Source organism: Klebsiella sp. CN_Kp091, from assembly GCF_040065095.1.
Classification (GTDB): domain Bacteria; phylum Pseudomonadota; class Gammaproteobacteria; order Enterobacterales; family Enterobacteriaceae; genus Klebsiella; species Klebsiella aerogenes.
On the sequence record NZ_JBEAIO010000045.1, the window covers coordinates 70681 to 90396 of the forward strand.

The following is a 19716-nucleotide window of genomic DNA, read 5'->3' on the forward strand; positions in this document are numbered from 1 at the left end:
GACTTATGGCTTATCAATCGCAAGATATTATTCGTCGTTCCGCGACTAACGGTTTCACTCCCGCGCCTCAGGCGCGGGACCACCAGCAGGAAGTGGCGAAGCTTATCGACGTTACCACCTGTATCGGCTGTAAAGCCTGCCAGGTGGCCTGTTCCGAATGGAACGATCTCCGTGACGAAGTGGGTAACAACGTTGGGGTGTATGACAACCCGGCGGACCTGACCGCCAAGTCATGGACGGTCATGCGCTTCTCGGAAGTGGAACAAAACGACAAGCTGGAATGGCTTATTCGTAAAGATGGCTGCATGCACTGCGCTGACCCGGGCTGCCTGAAGGCCTGTCCGTCAGAAGGCGCAATCATTCAGTACGCTAACGGCATCGTCGACTTCCAGTCTGAGCAGTGTATCGGCTGCGGCTACTGCATCGCAGGTTGCCCGTTCGATGTACCGCGCCTGAACCCGGAAGACAACCGCGTCTACAAATGTACGCTGTGCGTAGACCGCGTGACTGTCGGCCAGGAGCCGGCCTGCGTGAAAACCTGCCCGACCGGCGCTATCCACTTTGGTTCAAAAGAGGATATGAAAACGCTGGCCGGCGAGCGCGTCGCAGAGCTGAAAACCCGCGGTTACGACAAGGCGGGCCTGTACGATCCGGCAGGCGTCGGCGGCACCCACGTGATGTACGTGCTGCACCATGCCGATAAACCGAATCTGTACCACGGTCTGCCGGAGAATCCGGAAATCAGCCAAACGGTGAAATTCTGGAAAGGTATCTGGAAACCGCTGGCGGCGGTCGGCTTTGCTGCGACCTTCGCAGCCAGTATCTTCCACTACGTCGGCGTCGGTCCGAACCGCGCAGATGAGGAAGAAGACAACCTGCATGAAGAGAAAGACGAGGTGCGCAAATGAGAAAACGTGACACCATCGTGCGCTACACGGCGCCGGAACGCATCAACCACTGGATAACCGCCTTCTGCTTTATTCTGGCGGCGGTAAGCGGGTTAGGCTTTTTCTTCCCGTCGTTTAACTGGCTGATGCATATTCTCGGTACGCCGCAGCTGGCGCGTATTCTCCACCCGTTCGTCGGGGTGGTGATGTTCGCGTCGTTTATCATCATGTTTTTCCGTTACTGGCATCACAACCTAATCAATCGGGATGATATCTTTTGGGCGAAGAATATTCGTAAGATCGTCGTCAACGAGGAAGTAGGCGATACCGGGCGTTATAACTTCGGCCAGAAATGCGTATTCTGGGCGGCGATTATTTTCCTGGTGCTGCTGCTGGTAAGCGGCGTGATCATCTGGCGTCCGTACTTTGCGCCTGCATTCTCAATCCCGGTGATCCGATTCGCGCTGATGCTGCATTCTTTTGCCGCAGTCGCGTTAATTGTGGTTATCATGGTGCATATCTACGCCGCCCTTTGGGTGAAAGGCACCATTACCGCGATGGTGGAAGGCTGGGTTACCAAAACGTGGGCGAAGAAACATCACCCGCGCTGGTACCGTGAAGTCCGCCAGAAACAGGAAAAATAGACTGCATGAGTATTCGCATAATCCCGCAAGACGAGCTGGGTTCGAGCGAGAAACGCACGGCGGAAGCAATTCCGCCGCTACTGTTCCCCAGACTGAAGAATCTTTATAACCGCCGCGCAGAGCGCCTGCGCGAGCTGGCCGCCAACAACCCGCTGGGCGATTACCTGCGCTTTGCCGCGCTGATCGCTCATGCGCAGGAAGTGGTGCTGTACGACCATCCGTTGCAGATGGATCTGACTGCCCGCATTAAAGAGGCTAACGATCAGGGCAAGCCGCCGCTGGATATTCACGTATTACCGCGTGATAAACACTGGCATAAGCTACTGCATTCACTGATCGCCGAGCTGAAACCTGAGATGAGCGGCCCGGCGCTGTCGGTTATCGAGAACCTGGAAAAAGCCTCCGGGCCGGAACTGGAAGAGATGGCCAGCGCGCTGTTTGCTTCCGATTTCGCCTCGGTCAGCAGCGACAAAGCGCCGTTTATCTGGGCCGCGCTGTCGCTGTACTGGGCGCAAATGGCCAGCCTGATCCCGGGGAAAGCGCGCGCCGAATACGGCGAGCATCGCCAGTTCTGCCCGGTTTGCGGCTCGATGCCGGTCTCCAGCATCGTGCAAATCGGCACCACTCAGGGGCTGCGCTATCTGCACTGCAACTTGTGTGAAACCGAATGGCATGTGGTACGCGTAAAATGCAGCAACTGCGAACAGAGCCGCGACCTGCACTACTGGTCGCTGGATAACGAGCAGGCGGCGGTGAAAGCCGAAAGCTGCGGCGACTGCGGGAGCTACCTGAAGATTATGTATCAGGAGAAAGACCCGAAAGTCGAAGCCGTTGCCGACGATTTAGCCTCGCTGGTACTCGATGCTCGCATGGAACAGGAAGGCTTCGCCAGAAGCTCAATTAACCCGTTCATGTTCCCCGGCGAAGGGGAGTAAGTTCTGCGCACCTATAACGGGCGACTCAGGTCGCTCGTTATCATTCATACGGCGTGAACACGCCGGAAATGCTCTCCTTAGCCCGTTCCTGCTTCTCCAGCTATTGTTCAACAGAAGAAGCAGATCTTTGCTGAGAAATACACTTTTGCGAGCCGCTTTCCAGAAAGCGATCGCGGCTTTATTCGGTATATCTTTTTCGCAAAAACCAGGCTATAACACTGGATATTAATCCAGTAAAAGGGACTTGCCATGACGTTGGAAAAAGGTATTGCTTCGCTGGTTGAGGAGTTTATTGCTGCGGGGCGGCCATCAGCACGAGAACAGAGTATTGATGACCGGAGAAACGGCTATCTCGCCAGCACTGTTCTCGCGGGGGAAACGGAAACACGTGTACAGGTTGAAGACATCACGCTCGATGGCATGACCTTGCGCGTCGTCTCGCCGCCAAAAAACGACGGCTTGCTACCCACCATTGTGTATTACCACGGCGGCTGTTTTGTGAGCGGCGGCTTTGCCACCCATGACAACCAATTACGCCAGCTTGCCTGGTTCAGTGGATGCCGGGTGATCGCCGTGCAATACCGCCTCGCCCCGGAATCCCCTTTTCCGGCGGCGCACGATGATGCGGAACGAGGCGCCAACATTGTCCATCGGTATGCGCAGCGGCTTGGCGTTGACGCCGCTCGCATCACGCTGGCCGGCGACAGCGCCGGCGGCCACCTCGCCCTGGTCACGGCTCTGCGCCTGAAAGCAGCGGGAGTATGGCAACCTGCGCAGCTTATCCTGATTTACCCTATGCTCGACGCTACCGCCAGCATGGCAAGCTACGCCTGCAACGGCGAGGATTACATCATTACCCGGGATACGCTGCTTAGCGGCTACGAGATGTATTTAGCGGCCACACCCGCCACCCACCCGGAAGCCAGTCCGCTGTGGCGCGAAGATTTTAACGGGCTGCCGCCGGTTCATATCCTGACGGCCGAATTTGACCCTTTGCGCGATGAAGGAGAAGCGCTGTACCGGCGGTTAATAGCACAGGGAATAGAAAGCAGCTGCCAGCGCTATTTGGGCGTCATACACGGTTTCTTTCAGTTAGGCGGGATAAGCCTCGCGGCAAGGCAGGCGATGCGCGATATTGCCTGGCATACGCGAACGCCAGGCCAATAATAATGCCGGAGGCGGGTTACTCTTCCTCGTTCCCGCCCTCTTCATACGAACCGAACGGCTTCGCGGGCAGTACGATATAGGTCCCCTCAAAAACAGCGCCCAGCTTATCGTTACCGAACAGTTCGACCTGAAGCTGCACGCGAGCCTTGCGCCCTCGCGCCAGGCGATCGAGATCGCCGCTTAGCGAGCCCAAATCGGCCACCGCATTCGGGCGTCCGCTAATAGGCTTGCTGTAACGGATATGCGCATCGGCAAGGATAATCGTGCCGCCAAGGTGCCGCTCGCGCAGCATTAACCAGATCAGCCCCCAGCCGGTTAAGGTAGCGAGCGAAAACAGGCTGCCGGCAAATAACGTATGGTGCGGATTCTGGTTCCCCGCTTCGGGCATGGTGGTGATAAATTTTTGCCCGGTATACTGCTGAATGCGCACCCCCATCTTTTCGCTCAGCGGAATGTGCTGATACCAGGCCTGCTGCAGCTGGCCGCACCAGTCGCCGCGGTGCAGGATATCGTCCAACGAAGCAATGGGTTTAATCATCAAGAAGTGGCGAATCGGCGTGGTTGTCGGCGTGGTGATTTCACCCTGGTTCACAAAGCCCAGCTTAGAGAAGAACTCCATCGCGTCTTCACGGGCGCTACAGGTCACCCGCTTCACCCCTTCCTGACGGGCGACTGACTCAAGAGTCATCGCCATAAGGGTGCCTAAACCTTTATCCTGAACGGAAGGATGTACGGCCATAAAGCGGATCGAGGCTTCATTCTCCGCATTAATATACAGCCGGCCGACGGCAACCAGGTTGCCTTCTTCATCGACGACCATCTGATGATGCGCCATGGCATCCCAGGCGTCGCGTTCCGATCCTTTAGGCTGATGCAGCGGCTTACGCAGCATCTCCCAGCGGAATTGATAATAGCTTTCTAACTCTTCTTCTGTTTGCGGTACACGAAGGTGATACATAGCTGTACTCTCTTTTGTTACCCGCAGCCTGCCCGGAAGCTGACTCATACCTGCAACCAAAAGGTCACGGGACCATCGTTTACCAGCGAGACCTGCATATCCGCAGCGAATCTCCCGGTCTGAGTATTCATTTCTTGTTGGCGGCAGCGCTCAACAAAATATTCATACAGCGCTTCCGCTCTGTCCGGCGCCGCGCCTTTGGAAAAACTCGGGCGCATGCCGCGCTCGGTATCGGCCGCCAGCGTAAATTGCGAAACCACCAGCACGCTGCCGCCCGCCTGCTGGACATTAAGATTCATTTTGCCTTCGGCGTCGCTGAAAATGCGATAGCCGAGCACCCGTTCACACAGACGGTTGGCCTTCTGTTCGTCATCGTCTTTCTCGACCCCCAGCAGCACCAGCAGCCCCGGCCCGATTTCACCCGTCACTTCACCCTCCACGGTAACGCTTGCACGGGATACGCGTTGAATTAATGCAATCATGGTTGTTCTGTTTCTTCTTTTTTGAGTTTGCGGTATTCACCGAGAGTGACAGTTATTTCAGCGCCAAGCAAGACGATACACCAGGTCCAGTAAACCCAGACAAACAAAATGGGTACTACCGCAATTACGCCATAAATCAGCTGGTATGACGGAAACATGGTGATATATAAAGCAAAAGCCTTTTTAACGGCTTCAAAAAGCAGTGCCGCCACCAGCGAGCCAATCACCGCATCGCGATTGCGCACCTGGGTGGTGGGCACGATGCTATAAAGCATCCAGAACGCCGCCCACGATAAAATTAGCGGGAATATACGTAGTACATCATCAATGACGCTATTGAGATCGCTGGCCCAACGTAGTGAGAGAAGATAGGAACTGATTGCCAGACTGGCGCCAGCCAACAGCGGCCCGAGAGTCAGGATCATCCAGTAGACCGCAAATGAATAGATCTTTGGTCGCGTCCGACTGCTGCGCCAGATGGTATTCAGCGCGCTATCAATCGAGTACATCAGCAGTAATGAGGTGACGATTAACCCAAAGGCGCCGACGGCCGTCATCCTGCTGGAGTTCGCCACAAACTGTTCGATATATCCCTGAATGACATCGCCGGTCGCCGGAATGAAGTTGGCAAAGATAAAATGGCGGATCTGCACGCTGACGTCGGAGAACATCGGAAAGGCGGCAAACAGGGCAAAAACCACGGCGATCAGCGGTACCAGCGCAAGTAAAGACACGTAGGCAAGATTCCCCGCCAACGTCGTCATGTTGTCTTCTTCAATTCGCCGCCACAGCAGCTTAAGCCAGGCCACCAGCGGCCTGGTATGGTATTTGGTTTTTTGATGAACGCTTTTTAGCATAGCTGCTTCGCAAAGTAGTTGGGGATGGTCTCCTTATCCGTGACCAGAATACTGGTGATCCCCAACTGGTTAGCCCCAGCTATATTATCGGCGTTATCGTCAAAAAAGACCGCGTCTTGCGGCGAAAATCCTTCCGCCTGCAGCACGCTTTGGTAGATACGCATTTCGGGTTTGCGCATCCCCATCTCTTGCGAAAGATACACATGATCTGCGGCAGCACGCACTTGTGGATATTCGCTTGGCCAGAAAGTGGTATGTAATCGGTTGGTGTTCGAGAGTACGACCACGCGGTGCCCCTGGTCGCGAAGTTTTTGCATGATGTCGGTGACTTCTGGACGCAAGGCGACAAAAACGGCCTGCCAACCGTGGGCAAACTGTTCATAGCTCAGCGGCATGTTCATTTCGTGGCACATCGCGGCGGCAAACTCTTCATCGCTGATCTCCCCGCGTTCATGCTGGTGGAAGGCATCGCCCATGACAAAGTCTTGCTTTAGCGTCGCCAGCGGGATGCGGGTCAAATCACTCCACGTTCCGAGCACCCGGTTGAAGTCAATGTCGACAATCACATTACCTAAATCAAAGATATAGAGCATTTTTGTCTCCTTCCGCGCTGTTGAAGATTAACTGTAGCGGGAAAGAAGAGGTTTGACTATGAACAAACCGGAAACGGCTCAAGACATCTCAGGCGCAAAACGACCAAAGCCGCACATCTGCGGCTTTGGTGAAATGGCAGACCGCTTAAAATCAGACCAATGCGGTTTCCAATTTATTCTTTCTGCGATTGATGCGTTTAACCAACATTACCGAAACGAATGCGCCGGCACAAGCAAAGCAGGCCATGATACCAAAGACAATCTTATATCCTGCAAGGCCTGGGTTAAGGTCGAGAATGTAGCCGTACAGGCTGTAGCAAAACATAGCCGGCGCATAGCCAATGAAGCTCCCCAGCGCCATCGCTGCGCCCGTCTGGTTTTCAGCGATTTTCGCCTCCCCAATTGGGGCAAAAAACACGGCGCGTTGCGTAAAAACAATCGCGCCAAACCCGAGAGTACACACCATACCCAGATAGACCGGCATACTTTCGTGCGGTAACAGAATTAACGTGACTAAAGCCATCGTACTGATACAGAAGGTATAAAATAGATATTTACTTGGCGATTTGAGGATCTTATCAGCAATTAAACCGCCAATCGGGCCGCCGATCATTTTTAAACAGTACTGGTTAATAATGCCGTATGCGCCCACCAGGGCTACCGGCAGCATGTAGATATTCTTCAGGAACGGAATAAAGAAGGTGAGTCCACAGTAAACGGCGTAAACAAAAAACACATTGAAGGCAATCAGCCAGATAGTTTTGTCTTTCAGCACCGAAGAGATGCTGGTTTGTTGCTTTGTGGCGCCTTCATCAGCGGCGGGCGTCGGCTCATCCTTTTGCTTAAGCATGAAAAACAGCAAGATGCCTACAACAATGACAATAACTGCGTAGAACCAAATGCCGGCTTTAAAACCCAGTAAGCCACTGCCAAACCAGGTGAAAATAGCTAATGCGGAAAATGCGATAACGGTGTCGACAATTCCGCGCCCCGTTTCGAAGAAGCCAAATAAGCGTCCCTGTTGTTCGCTATTCCCTAACCGACTCACCGATTTTAATAGTACCGGCCAGTTCATCATGTCGCAGGTGACGCCAAATAATGCCCAAACAAATAGAATGCCCCAATAGCCAGGCATCGTTGTCAGATAGATACCTAACAATCCCGTCGCTATTAGTGAAAATGACATGGTGTAGCGACGCGGAAGTTTATCAGCAAAGTAAATTGACAAGAAAAAACCAATGGTTGTCACCACTGAGTTTACCGACATGGCATTACCAATCTGACCATTGGTCAAATGAAAGTAATCCTGCATCGGTATATAAAACGCATCTTTTAATGAAGGCAGTTTATAAATGGTACCACCACAAAGCGTTAACAGGCTAAATATAGCCCATTTCTTTCTTGTGAGCATAAGATCCCCTGATGACTTAACATCTTTTTATTTAAGGACATGGAACATTTAGCTATTAAATTAAAATAGCGGCCATAAATACCAAATTTAATTAAAATTAGCGAGAAAGCACTTTCAGAGCATCATTTTTTATATCGTGTAAGGTGTCCCTGACAAAATTTAACTGGGCGATCGCATCCTGTTTTTCTTTATCCAGCCGGGCTTCAAGTTGCGTTGTATCAGGCAGAGGCGTTTCGCTCATTTGTCGCCACGGGATCCACGGGTTATCGCCTTCAGCCGCAAAGCGGAAAGGCGGCGCGTAATAATCAACTTCTTCTTCCAGTCCGTACGCCATCACCTGTGGTTGCTCCTGGCCCAGACAAATTAACTCAGTCAGCAGCGCCTTAAACGGCATATCACCCAGACCTGAGTTACAGGCCCGGTGCCCAAGCCCGCCATTTTCCGCAATGATACAGGCATCTTTAATGTGAACCTGAGTGACATAGGGTGACATCGCTGCCAACGCCTCAAGCGGTCGTTCATTGGCATTGATCATATTGGCAAAATCAAAGAGCAGCGATAGCGACGGCATCTCGCTTTGTTTAATCAGATTAACCAACTCGATACTTTTTAAATCTTCATGTTGTTCAATGGTAAAAGTGAGTCCAGATTGGCTATACGCCTCTTTAATATATTGAATATCAGCCGTAATTCTTGCCAGAACTTCCTGTAAAGGCCCTTCGTAACGAGGATAAAAACGAACGGAGGTTGCCCCGGTCTTTAATGCGATAGCGACGGCCTGATCGATGGTCTCTTTATCGGAGGCGCTGGTTTCTATATGAATATCCAACCGTAACGCTTTTGCCTGCTCGCCAAAAGCGGCCAATTGCATATTATCCATACAGCTAAGAGAGTAACGCTCACCATCGAGGACATGTATTTTCACACCTTTTAAATGATGGCTATCCGCAATTTTCAATAAATCGACCGGTAAAATTCTCTCCAGCCGCATATTCAGGTGATATGCATAAGCGTGAAGATAAAGAGGAATATTCTCAATGCGAGAAACGATCTTCTCAGCGTTATCTTTAGTGAGCATAAAATACCTACAAGTTAATAAAGAGATCCACAGCCTCAAATCGCCAATATTCGAGATCTATTTGCACGATATTACCTGCACTATCGGCACGATGTTTTTCAATCAGAATAGCGGGCATGCCGGCAGACCCGCCGATGAATTTACTTACATCGCCGGACATTCTCACTGGCCTGAAAGCTAATTTTTTAATAACAACATTTTTATGATAACTCTTCTCCCAAACGGAAGAAAAAGATTGGTTCTTTAGCCTGGTAATAAACTCCGGCGCAACATGCGGGTTGATAAACGTTTCATGATAAAAAACTTTATGCCCTTCCAGCGCCCCCCAGCCGGTTATCAGATATAAATCTTGCGCAGGACAGGTGGCAAAGAGAGCTTCCGCGACGTCGGGATACTCCGTCGTACGTACCTTTTCGATAAAACCCCACGAAGGCTCTCTACCCTGTTCAATCGCTGCCCGCTGAAAGCTGGCCGAAAGCTCCGGGCTATAGTTAAAACGCGGCTGGGCAACGAACCAGCCTTTACGGTCTTTACGAAATATTCTTGATTCCGCCTCCAGGCTGAGCAGCGCCTGGCGCAGGGTCATACGCTTGATACCGAGCAACTCGCCCAGCTCGCGCTCGGACGGCAGTTTTCCACCCGATACCGTCAGCCCCTGTTTTAACCACAGGTCCAGTTTCTCTTTCGCATTTTCCACAGTGGATGGGTTATTCGTCATCGTTTAATCCATTTGGTTTAAACCAGATAACTCATCTTACTCTTGAGCAAAAAAAGAAAGCAATTGCTGTCGCAAGCTTTAAGAATAATTGTGACCGAGCTCTCTCCCGGAGCGACACTGGCGCCGCCCAGCTGATAAGCATGAGGAACAGGCATAAAAAAACCCCGCCGGAGAGGCGAGGTTTGAAGGGTAGCAAGAAGGGTAATTACTCTTCTTTTGCACCGCGCATAGCGCGTTTACGATCGTTCTCGGTCAGGTGACGTTTACGGATACGGATAGACGTCGGAGTAACTTCTACCAGTTCGTCGTCATCGATGAACTCCAGAGCCTGCTCCAGGGTCATCTTAACCGGCGGAACCAGAACCGTTGCTTCGTCAGTACCGGACGCACGCATGTTGGTCAGTTTCTTACCGGTCAGGCAGTTTACCGTCAGGTCATTAGAACGGCTGTGAATACCGATAATCTGACCTTCGTAAACTTCAGCGCCGTGGCCGAGGAACAGCTTACCGCGATCCTGCAGGCCGAACAGTGCGAACGCAACCGCTTTACCCTGACCGTTAGAGATCAGTACGCCGTTGTTACGCTGGCCCACTTCGCCCGGACGAACGTCGTCGTAGTGGCTGAAGGTGGAGTACAGCAGACCGGTACCAGAAGTCATGGTCATGAACTCTGAACGGAAGCCGATCAGACCACGGCTTGGGATCACGTAGTCGAGACGTACGCGGCCTTTACCGTCTGGATTCATGTTTTTCAGGTCGCCTTTACGCTCGCCCAGCGCCTGCATGACAGACCCCTGGTGCTGCTCTTCGACGTCCAGCGTTACGTTTTCGAACGGCTCTTGTTTACGGCCATCGATTTCGCGGAAGATAACTTTCGGACGGGAAACCGCCATCTCGAAACCTTCACGACGCATGTTTTCAATCAGAACGGACAGGTGCAGTTCGCCACGGCCAGAAACGCGGAACGCATCAGCGTCTTCGGTTTCTTCAACGCGCAGCGCAACGTTGTGCACCAGCTCTTTGTTCAGACGGTCCAGGATCTGGCGAGAGGTAACGAACTTACCTTCTTTACCGCAGAACGGAGAGGTGTTGACGTTGAAGAACATAGATACGGTCGGCTCATCAACAGACAGTGCCGGCAGCGCTTCGACGTTCTGCGGGTCGCAGATGGTGTCGGAGATGTTCAGTTCGCCCAGACCGGTGATCGCGATGATGTCGCCAGCTTCGGCTACGTCGCTCTCGATACGCTCGAGACCCAGGTGAGTCAGTACTTTACCGACTTTACCGTTGCGGGTTTTCCCTTCGCTATCGATGATAGTGATCTGCTGGTTCGGCTTCACTTTACCGCGCTTGATGCGACCAATGCCGATTACGCCAACGTAGTTGTTGTAGTCGAGCTGGGAGATTTGCATCTGCAGCGGACCGTCAAGGTCAACGTCCGGCGCCGGTACACGGTCAACAATCGCCTGGTACAGCGGGGTCATGTCTTCAGCCATGTCTTCGTGGTCCAGACCCGCGATACCGTTCAGCGCGGAAGCGTAAACGATCGGGAAGTCCAGCTGTTCGTCGGTCGCGTCGAGGTTAACGAACAGGTCGAATACCTGGTCGACAACCCAATCCGGACGCGCGCCCGGACGGTCAACTTTGTTGATGACCACGATCGGCTTCAGACCGTGAGCAAACGCTTTTTTGGTAACAAAGCGCGTCTGCGGCATCGGGCCGTCAAAGGCATCAACCACCAGCAGCACAGAGTCAACCATGGACATAACACGCTCAACTTCACCTCCGAAGTCGGCGTGCCCTGGGGTATCAACGATGTTGATACGGTAATCATTCCATTTGATTGCAGTGTTTTTAGCGAGGATGGTAATCCCACGCTCTTTCTCCAAATCGTTGGAGTCCATCACACGTTCTTGTGCTTCAGTACGTGCGTCGAACGTACCGGATTGCTGTAGCAGCTTATCAACCAGGGTAGTTTTACCATGGTCGACGTGCGCGATGATGGCGATATTACGCAGATTTTCGATCACAACTTTGCCTCAGGCATTAGAAATAGCGCGTTATTGTACACGTATTAAGCGAAGGACTGAACAGGATCACAAAGATCCTCCGCAAACAAGTATTGCAGAGTTTGTTTGTGACCGCTTTCACGGAGCGATAAAAGGGCACCGTAATAAAAATTGCACCAAAATGGTGCTCAACGTTCACATTGAAGCACTATTTTGGTGCATTATCTCCATCATGGTGCAGTCCTTTTGCACTATGGTGCGCATGATACAGCGTTTTACCGTACTTTTAAAAGTTGGCACAGATTTCGCTTTATATTTTTTAAGGCAACAACGCCACTTTTAAGCAGTAAGAAGTTCGTTACCACGACGACAATGACCAATCCGGGAGAGTTTAAGTATGTCCGCTGAACACGTTTTGACGATGCTGAACGAGCACGAAGTGAAGTTTGTCGATCTGCGCTTCACCGATACCAAAGGTAAAGAACAGCACGTCACGATTCCTTCCCATCAGGTAAATGCCGAATTCTTTGAAGAAGGCAAAATGTTTGATGGCTCCTCGATTGGCGGTTGGAAAGGTATTAACGAATCCGACATGGTCCTGATGCCGGATGCCACCACGGCGCTGATCGACCCGTTCTACGAAGAACCGACGCTGATCATCCGCTGCGATATCCTGGAACCAGGCACCCTGCAGGGTTACGACCGCGACCCGCGCTCTATCGCCAAGCGCGCTGAAGAGTATCTGCGCGCCACCGGCATCGCCGACACCGTGCTGTTCGGGCCGGAACCAGAATTCTTCCTGTTCGACGACATCCGCTTTGGCGCATCCATCTCTGGTTCCCACGTGGCCATTGACGATATCGAAGGCGCATGGAACTCTTCTACCAAATACGAAGGCGGCAACAAAGGCCACCGTCCGGGCGTGAAAGGCGGTTACTTCCCGGTTCCGCCGGTAGACTCCTCTCAGGATATCCGTTCTACCATGTGTATGATCATGGAAGAGATGGGCCTGGTTGTTGAAGCTCACCACCACGAAGTGGCAACTGCAGGTCAGAACGAAATCGCTACCCGCTTCAACACCATGACCAAAAAAGCGGACGAAATTCAGATCTACAAATACGTTGTACACAACGTCGCTCACCGTTTCGGTAAAACCGCAACCTTCATGCCAAAACCAATGTTTGGCGATAACGGTTCCGGCATGCACTGCCACATGTCCCTGTCCAAGAACGGCGTAAACCTGTTCTCCGGCGACAAATACGCGGGCCTGTCTGAGCAAGCGCTGCACTACATCGGCGGCGTTATCAAGCACGCTAAAGCGATCAACGCCCTGGCGAACCCGACCACTAACTCCTACAAGCGTCTGGTCCCGGGTTACGAAGCGCCGGTCATGCTGGCTTACTCCGCCCGTAACCGCTCTGCTTCCATCCGTATTCCGGTGGTTGCCTCGCCGAAAGCGCGTCGTATCGAAGTGCGCTTCCCGGACCCGGCTGCTAACCCATACCTGTGCTTCGCCGCGCTGCTGATGGCCGGCCTGGACGGTATTAAAAACAAAATTCACCCTGGCGATGCGATGGACAAAAACCTGTACGATCTGCCGCCGGAAGAAGCGAAAGAAATCCCGCAGGTTGCAGGTTCTCTGGAAGAAGCCCTGCAGGCTCTGGACGCAGACCGCGAGTTCCTGACCGCAGGCGGCGTCTTCACTGACGAAGCTATCGATGCTTACATCGCCCTGCGCATTGAAGAAAACGACCGCGTACGTATGACTCCGCACCCGGTTGAGTTCGAACTGTACTACAGCGTCTGATTTTGCTGTAAATCCATGGTGTTCCCGTGTTGTGGCACGGGATACCAGGGATGTTTTGTTGCCGTGGAAACTTTCAGCCCATCTCAGGATGGGCTTTTTTCTCCAGCAACACGCTGATCTCTCGCGCTTTTTACCAATAAAAAGCTATACTGCACTAAAATAGTGCAACCATTTCAGGAGACTGTCAGATGGCAACAGGCACACAGCCCGATGCTGGGCAGATCCTCAACTCGCTGATCCACAGTATCTTATTAGTCGATGACGACCTCGCAGTGCATTACGCCAACCCGGCTGCCCAGCAGTTACTGGCGCAAAGTTCGCGTAAATTATTCGGTACGCCGCTGCCAGAATTGCTGAGCTACTTTTCGTTAAACATTGGCTTGATGCAGGAGAGCCTGCAGGCGGGTCAGGGCTTCACGGATAACGAAGTGACGCTGGTGATTGACGGCCGCTCGCACATTCTCTCCCTCACCGCTCAGCGCCTGCCAGAAGGCTATATCCTGCTTGAGATGTCGCCGATGGATAATCAGCGTCGTTTGAGCCAGGAACAGCTGCAGCATGCTCAGCAGGTGGCGGCGCGCGATTTAGTGCGCGGTCTGGCGCATGAGATTAAAAACCCGCTCGGCGGCCTGCGCGGCGCGGCACAGCTATTGAGTAAAGCGCTACCGGATCCCGCGCTGATGGAATATACCCAGGTGATTATTGAACAGGCAGACAGGTTACGTAACCTGGTCGATCGCCTGCTGGGGCCGCAGCATCCCGGTATGCACATCACAGAAAGCATTCATAAAGTCGCGGAGCGCGTGGTGGCGCTGGTCTCCATGGAGTTGCCGGATAACGTTAAACTGATCCGTGATTACGACCCGAGCCTGCCTGAGCTGGCCCACGACCCGGAACAAATCGAGCAAGTGCTGCTGAATATCGTGCGCAACGCGCTGCAGGCCCTGGGGCCCGAAGGCGGCGAAATCATCCTGCGCACCCGTACCGCCTTTCAGCTCACGCTCCACGGCGTACGTTACCGTCTGGCGGCGCGTATCGACGTGGAAGATAACGGGCCCGGTATCCCGCCCCATCTGCAGGATACGCTGTTTTACCCCATGGTTAGCGGCCGCGAAGGCGGCACCGGTCTTGGGCTTTCCATCGCCCGCAGTCTTATCGATCAGCACTCCGGCAAAATTGAATTTACCAGTTGGCCTGGCCATACCGAGTTCTCGGTATACCTGCCTATTCGGAAATAGAGGTGTTTATGCAACGAGGGATAGCCTGGGTAGTCGATGACGATAGCTCCATCCGTTGGGTGCTTGAACGCGCACTCACCGGAGCGGGTTTAAGCTGCACCACGTTTGAGAGCGGCAATGAGGTGCTTGATGCCCTCACTACCAAAACGCCGGACGTTTTACTTTCCGACATTCGCATGCCTGGGATGGACGGCCTGGCGCTGTTAAAGCAGATTAAACAACGCCATCCGATGCTTCCGGTCATCATTATGACCGCGCACTCGGATCTCGATGCCGCCGTCAGCGCCTATCAGCAGGGGGCCTTTGATTACCTGCCGAAACCTTTTGATATTGATGAGGCTGTAGCGCTGGTTGACCGTGCGATTAGCCATTATCAGGAGCAGCAGCAGCCGCGTAATACGCCGGTCAGCAGCCCGACGGCCGATATTATTGGCGAAGCGCCGGCGATGCAGGATGTGTTTCGCATCATTGGCCGCCTGTCACGCTCCTCAATCAGCGTACTGATCAACGGCGAATCAGGTACCGGTAAAGAGCTGGTCGCCCACGCGCTGCATCGCCACAGTCCACGCGCCAAATCGCCGTTTATCGCCCTTAACATGGCGGCCATTCCGAAAGATTTGATTGAATCGGAACTGTTCGGCCATGAAAAAGGAGCTTTTACCGGCGCCAATACCGTCCGTCAGGGGCGTTTTGAGCAGGCCGATGGCGGTACGCTGTTCCTTGATGAAATTGGCGATATGCCGCTGGATGTTCAGACGCGACTGCTGCGCGTGCTGGCTGACGGCCAATTTTATCGCGTTGGCGGCTATGCGCCGGTGAAAGTCGATGTGCGGATTATTGCCGCGACTCACCAGAACCTTGAGCTACGCGTGCAGGAAGGAAAGTTCCGTGAAGATTTGTTCCATCGCCTGAACGTGATTCGCGTGCATTTGCCGCCGCTGCGCGAACGCCGGGAAGATATTCCGCGCCTGGCGCGCCACTTCCTGCAGATTGCCGCCCGTGAACTGGGCGTCGAAGCCAAGCAATTGCATCCGGAAACGGAAGCGGCGCTGACGCGACTGGCCTGGCCCGGTAACGTGCGACAGCTGGAGAACACCTGTCGCTGGCTAACGGTGATGGCAGCAGGCCAGGAGGTACTGACCCAGGATCTGCCGTCCGAGCTGTTCGAAACGTCGATTCCCGATAGCCCAACGCAGCTCCAACCGGATAGCTGGGCAACGCTGCTGGGGCAATGGGCCGACCGCGCCCTGCGTTCCGGTCATCAAAACCTGCTATCAGAAGCGCAGCCGGAGATGGAGCGTGCACTGCTCACCACCGCGCTGCGCCATACGCAAGGGCATAAGCAGGAAGCCGCTCGTCTGCTAGGATGGGGGCGAAATACGTTAACGCGGAAGCTAAAAGAGCTGGGAATGGAATAACACCGGACTCAGCGGTGAAATGAACGCCCGGTGAGCTGGCTCACCGGGATTCGCTTAAATAACGCGAGAGAACTGCTGCAGGCGCGCTTTCTGCCGCAGATAGGCATCGAAGCACATACAGATATTACGAATCAACAGACGGCCTTTTGCCGTAACCTGTATTCCTTTTTCATCCACATCCACCAGCCCGTCTTTCGCCAGCGGCGCCAGCAATTTCATATCTTCGGCAAAGTAATCGTTGAAGATAAGATCCCACTGCGTTTCAACCGCCGAGAACTCAAGACGGAAGTTGCAAATCAGGGCCTTAATGATATCCCGGCGGATACAATCATCGCGGGTTAACGCAATACCCCGCCACAGCGCGGTGCCGCTTTCATCGACCTGCTGATAATACTGTTTCAGCTCTTTCTGGTTCTGCGCATAGCAGTCGCCAATCATACTGATCGCCGACACGCCCATTCCGAGCAGGTCGGTATCGCCCTGGGTGGTGTACCCCTGGAAGTTACGGTGCAGCACGCCTTCGCGCTGGGCAATTGCGAGTTCATCGTCCGGCCGGGCAAAGTGATCCATACCGATAAACTGATAGCCAGCGTCGGTAAGCGAAGCGATGGTTTCCTGCAGGATATCCAGTTTCTGCTCTGCGCTCGGTAAATCCGCGTCTTTAATTTTGCGCTGCGCAGCAAATAGCGTGGGCAGATGCGCGTAGTTAAATACGCTCAGACGGTCCGGATTCAGTTCAGCGACTTTCTGCAGCGTGAAGGCAAAGCTTTCCGGCGTTTGCTTCGGCAGACCGTAAATCAAATCGATGTTGGTCGATGTGAAGCCAATCTCACGCGCATGACGCAGCAGCGCAAAGATGAATTCTTCATCTTGTTCACGGTTCACCAGGCGCTGTACTTCTTTATTGAAATCCTGCACCCCCATGCTCAAACGGTTGAACCCTGCGGATCGTAAATGATCCAGTACATCCAGTTCGATTTCACGCGGATCGACTTCAATGGAGATTTCCGCATCGGCGTTAAAGCTGAAGTGGCCGCGCAGCAGATTCATCAAGCGGCTGATTTGCGCTTTGTTGAGATAGGTCGGCGTACCGCCGCCCCAGTGCAGTTGGCTAACCTGACGGCCGGCAAAAAGCGGCGCGCGGTGAATAATTTCCTGCTCAAGGACATCAAGATACTGGTCAGCCTTATGCTGCTGACGGGTGACAATCTTATTACAGCCGCAAAAATAGCAGAGCTTATGGCAGAACGGGATATGGACGTACAGCGACAGCGGGCGCTGCGGGTAACGGGCGACGGCGGCGGCAAAATCAGCAGCGCCGAACGCCGGAGAAAACTCCAGCGCGGTGGGATACGAGGTATATCGCGGCCCGGAATAGTTATATTTCTGGATAAGGGCCAGATCCCAGTCGATTAACTGCTCAGACATGCTCACTCCTTCCGATGATGCCGCCGACGGGTACGCCGTGCCGGCCCAACCGCACCTCGGGTCATGAGCCGGTTGCGCAGCCATTTTTGACGCCGCGACAACCGTCTTAGTTTAACGAATAACCACAGCAGATAACATATAACCAGAAGGGTTATAAGCAGGACCGGGAATCCGATGGGATGCAAACGTTAGTTTCCACCCTTCAGCAGACGCATCATATCTTCCTGACGCTCTTCTTCTTCCTCGTCCTCGTCGTCATCATAGGAGAGGCCAAGCTGCTGCATCAGCGCGTCAATACGATCCAGTTTAGCATCGACCCAGGCCTGCTCTTCAGCATTCAGGGTACCGCCCTCTTCCAGACGTTCCAGCAGCGCGTCCAGGCGCTCATCATTCTCCAGCAAATCCAGCTCAGCCTGCGGTGAAAGCATAGGTTTCTCGCTCTTTGGTTTGTGCTGCTTAACGGCCGGGGTGCTTTCAGTCACGCCCAGCGGGATCGGTTTTTTGCTGCCAATGCGTGGGTCCAGCTGCTGGCTGCGGCCTTTGCCTGCTGAAGCAGCATCGCCGCCGCTGGCGCGGCTGCCTGCGGCATGGCCGCGGTGTTTTTTCTGACGTTTACGGTCGCGTGCTTCCTGGTTCAACTCTTCACGCGACTTACCACGTGCTTTACCGCGCGATGCGGATGCCGGTTTTTTCATGATGTATGATCTTCAGACAGTTTTCTTCAGTATAGAATTGAGGCGGAATCTAGCAGAAAGCAAGCAAAGAAAAAAGGCGACAGATTAATCTGTCGCCTTTTTCCGCACTCACAACCCTTAACGGGTTTCCACTTTCCATGTCAGCTATCGACTTACCCTGTCTTTCCCTTAGCTTCCAACGGTCCTTGTTCTGTCCCTTTCCCTTTTAAAACGTCTCCAGACGTTTGTCATCCTGACAATCCTGGTCTTCGCCTCCTGGCGCTCCTGACCCCTCGTCCTGAGTCGTAATCCTCCGGCATCCTCGCCTTTGCCCACTACTTTACCGCTTTGCCGAAAATCGACAACCACCTGTAGGATGAAAAGCCAGCTTAAGGATATAGAACTTCCTGTAACAGTATGATTTAACGATAATCAATGAATTTGGCGTCAGGTTTTTCTCACAAATTTCGTATAGTCCTTATGGACAATGTCTCACAAACCACATGGTTTTTACTTACAACGCCGACGTGCGGTAAAAACAGCCTTTTTCTCCCTTTCAGGTATAATCCCCGCCATAGCCTGATTTTACGGAGACGACAGTCTTGACCAACTGGAATTATCAACAGACGCATTTTGTCACGAGCGCGCCTGATATCCGCCATCTTCCATCCGATACCGGAATCGAAGTGGCATTCGCTGGCCGCTCAAATGCGGGCAAATCCAGCGCCCTTAATACGCTGACTAACCAGAAAAGCCTGGCGCGTACGTCAAAAACGCCGGGTCGTACCCAGCTTATCAACCTGTTTGAAGTCGCGGAAGGTAAACGCCTGGTCGACTTGCCGGGGTATGGCTATGCGCAGGTGCCGGAAGAGATGAAAATCAAATGGCAGAAGGCGCTGGGTGAGTATCTTGAAAAACGTCTGTGCCTGAAAGGTCTGGTGGTATTGATGGATATCCGTCATCCGCTGAAAGATCTCGATCAGCAAATGATCGAATGGGCGGTAGAAAGCGATATTCAGGTGCTGGTCCTGCTAACCAAAGCCGATAAGCTCGCCAGCGGCGCGCGTAAAGCGCAGGTCAATATGGTGCGTGAAGCGGTACAGGCCTTCAATGGCGATATCCAGGTTGAGCCTTTCTCTTCGCTGAAAAAAACTGGCGTGGATAAATTGCGTCAGAAGCTGGATAGCTGGTTTAACGAAATCCCGCCGCAAGAAGCCGCCGAAGACGCAGAGTAACCCCCGCTTTTTCCGGATAATGGCGCCCAGCGCCCTATCCGGACGTTCATTTTACGCTGTTGTCAGCGCGTAAAACTTTTCTTTCGCGCAATAAAAAACGCCCCGGTCATAAATGACCGGGGCGGCTAAAATATTCAGCCAAATCCGATTACGTGAAGTAAAAGGTCTGAAAGATAGA

At 53.2% G+C, this 19716-nt stretch carries 18 protein-coding genes; 8 read left to right on the forward strand and 10 right to left on the reverse strand.

What is annotated here, in order from left to right; translation table 11 throughout:
- Positions 1-5 precede the first annotated feature (5 nt).
- The 4 genes from fdxH (at position 6) to ABLV17_RS19190 (ending at position 3633) form a co-directional block, all read left to right on the forward strand.
- A complete protein-coding gene (gene fdxH, locus ABLV17_RS19175; protein WP_015368961.1) occupies positions 6-908 on the forward strand; it encodes a formate dehydrogenase subunit beta in 903 nt (300 codons plus the stop codon).
- Positions 905-1531, forward strand: a complete 627-nt coding sequence (gene fdoI, locus ABLV17_RS19180) for a formate dehydrogenase cytochrome b556 subunit (RefSeq protein ID WP_015368962.1) — start codon at positions 905-907, stop codon at positions 1529-1531. The genes fdxH and fdoI overlap by 4 nt, the downstream gene beginning before the upstream one ends.
- Before the next feature lie 5 nt (positions 1532-1536).
- Positions 1537-2466, forward strand: coding sequence for a formate dehydrogenase accessory protein FdhE (gene fdhE / locus ABLV17_RS19185; RefSeq protein WP_015368963.1), 930 nt, complete (start codon positions 1537-1539; stop codon positions 2464-2466).
- Between the two features lie 249 nt (positions 2467-2715).
- Positions 2716-3633 carry an alpha/beta hydrolase gene (locus ABLV17_RS19190; protein ID WP_348854549.1) on the forward strand — a complete coding sequence of 306 codons (918 nt, stop codon included), beginning with the start codon at positions 2716-2718 and terminating at the stop codon, positions 3631-3633.
- 16 nt (positions 3634-3649) lie between these two features.
- Here ABLV17_RS19190 and fabY read toward each other — a convergent pair whose 3' ends face one another.
- The 8 genes from fabY to typA all read right to left on the reverse strand — a co-directional run bounded on the left by fabY (position 3650) and on the right by typA (position 11759).
- The gene (gene fabY, locus ABLV17_RS19195; protein ID WP_015368966.1) at positions 3650-4591 is read right to left on the reverse strand and encodes a fatty acid biosynthesis protein FabY; all 942 of its coding nucleotides are present in this window, start codon (positions 4589-4591) and stop codon (positions 3650-3652) included.
- A 44-nt stretch (positions 4592-4635) separates the two neighbouring features.
- Complete coding sequence (gene dtd / locus ABLV17_RS19200; protein WP_015368967.1) at positions 4636-5073, reverse strand: D-aminoacyl-tRNA deacylase; 438 nt, start codon at positions 5071-5073, stop codon at positions 4636-4638.
- Positions 5070-5930 carry a virulence factor BrkB family protein gene (locus tag ABLV17_RS19205; protein ID WP_348854550.1) on the reverse strand — a complete coding sequence of 287 codons (861 nt, stop codon included), beginning with the start codon at positions 5928-5930 and terminating at the stop codon, positions 5070-5072. Before ABLV17_RS19205 ends, dtd begins: the two co-directional genes overlap by 4 nt.
- Positions 5924-6523 (reverse strand): glucose-1-phosphatase, encoded by a 600-nt coding sequence (gene yihX, locus ABLV17_RS19210; protein ID WP_213794900.1) that lies wholly within the window; start codon positions 6521-6523, stop codon positions 5924-5926. Before yihX ends, ABLV17_RS19205 begins: the two co-directional genes overlap by 7 nt.
- Before the next feature lie 151 nt (positions 6524-6674).
- A complete protein-coding gene (locus ABLV17_RS19215; protein ID WP_308958194.1) occupies positions 6675-7934 on the reverse strand; it encodes an MFS transporter in 1260 nt (419 codons plus the stop codon).
- Positions 7935-8031: 97 nt separating this feature from the next.
- A complete protein-coding gene (locus ABLV17_RS19220; protein ID WP_308958195.1) occupies positions 8032-9012 on the reverse strand; it encodes a TIM barrel protein in 981 nt (326 codons plus the stop codon).
- A 7-nt stretch (positions 9013-9019) separates the two neighbouring features.
- Complete coding sequence (locus ABLV17_RS19225) at positions 9020-9730, reverse strand: GntR family transcriptional regulator (protein ID WP_308958196.1); 711 nt, start codon at positions 9728-9730, stop codon at positions 9020-9022.
- A gap of 205 nt (positions 9731-9935) precedes the next feature.
- Positions 9936-11759, reverse strand: coding sequence for a ribosome-dependent GTPase TypA (typA, locus tag ABLV17_RS19230; RefSeq protein ID WP_015368970.1), 1824 nt, complete (start codon positions 11757-11759; stop codon positions 9936-9938).
- Between the two features lie 376 nt (positions 11760-12135).
- On the opposite strand from typA, the gene glnA reads away from it, so the two are divergent.
- From glnA to glnG, 3 genes are all read left to right on the forward strand, one after another.
- Entirely contained in the window at positions 12136-13545 is a 1410-nt protein-coding gene (gene glnA, locus ABLV17_RS19235) for a glutamate--ammonia ligase (RefSeq protein ID WP_015368971.1), read from the forward strand.
- A gap of 188 nt (positions 13546-13733) precedes the next feature.
- Complete coding sequence (gene glnL / locus ABLV17_RS19240; RefSeq protein WP_015368972.1) at positions 13734-14783, forward strand: nitrogen regulation protein NR(II); 1050 nt, start codon at positions 13734-13736, stop codon at positions 14781-14783.
- A gap of 8 nt (positions 14784-14791) precedes the next feature.
- A complete protein-coding gene (gene glnG / locus ABLV17_RS19245; protein ID WP_087858753.1) occupies positions 14792-16201 on the forward strand; it encodes a nitrogen regulation protein NR(I) in 1410 nt (469 codons plus the stop codon).
- 54 nt (positions 16202-16255) lie between these two features.
- Here the strand turns inward: glnG and hemN are convergent, their stop codons facing one another.
- Entirely contained in the window at positions 16256-17629 is a 1374-nt protein-coding gene (gene hemN / locus ABLV17_RS19250) for an oxygen-independent coproporphyrinogen III oxidase (protein WP_087858754.1), read from the reverse strand.
- 188 nt (positions 17630-17817) lie between these two features.
- The gene (gene yihI, locus ABLV17_RS19255; RefSeq protein WP_113374883.1) at positions 17818-18324 is read right to left on the reverse strand and encodes a Der GTPase-activating protein YihI; all 507 of its coding nucleotides are present in this window, start codon (positions 18322-18324) and stop codon (positions 17818-17820) included.
- 581 nt (positions 18325-18905) lie between these two features.
- Between yihI and yihA the strand changes: the two genes are divergently transcribed.
- Positions 18906-19538, forward strand: coding sequence for a ribosome biogenesis GTP-binding protein YihA/YsxC (gene yihA / locus ABLV17_RS19260; RefSeq protein ID WP_087858755.1), 633 nt, complete (start codon positions 18906-18908; stop codon positions 19536-19538).
- Positions 19539-19716: the final 178 nt, after the last annotated feature.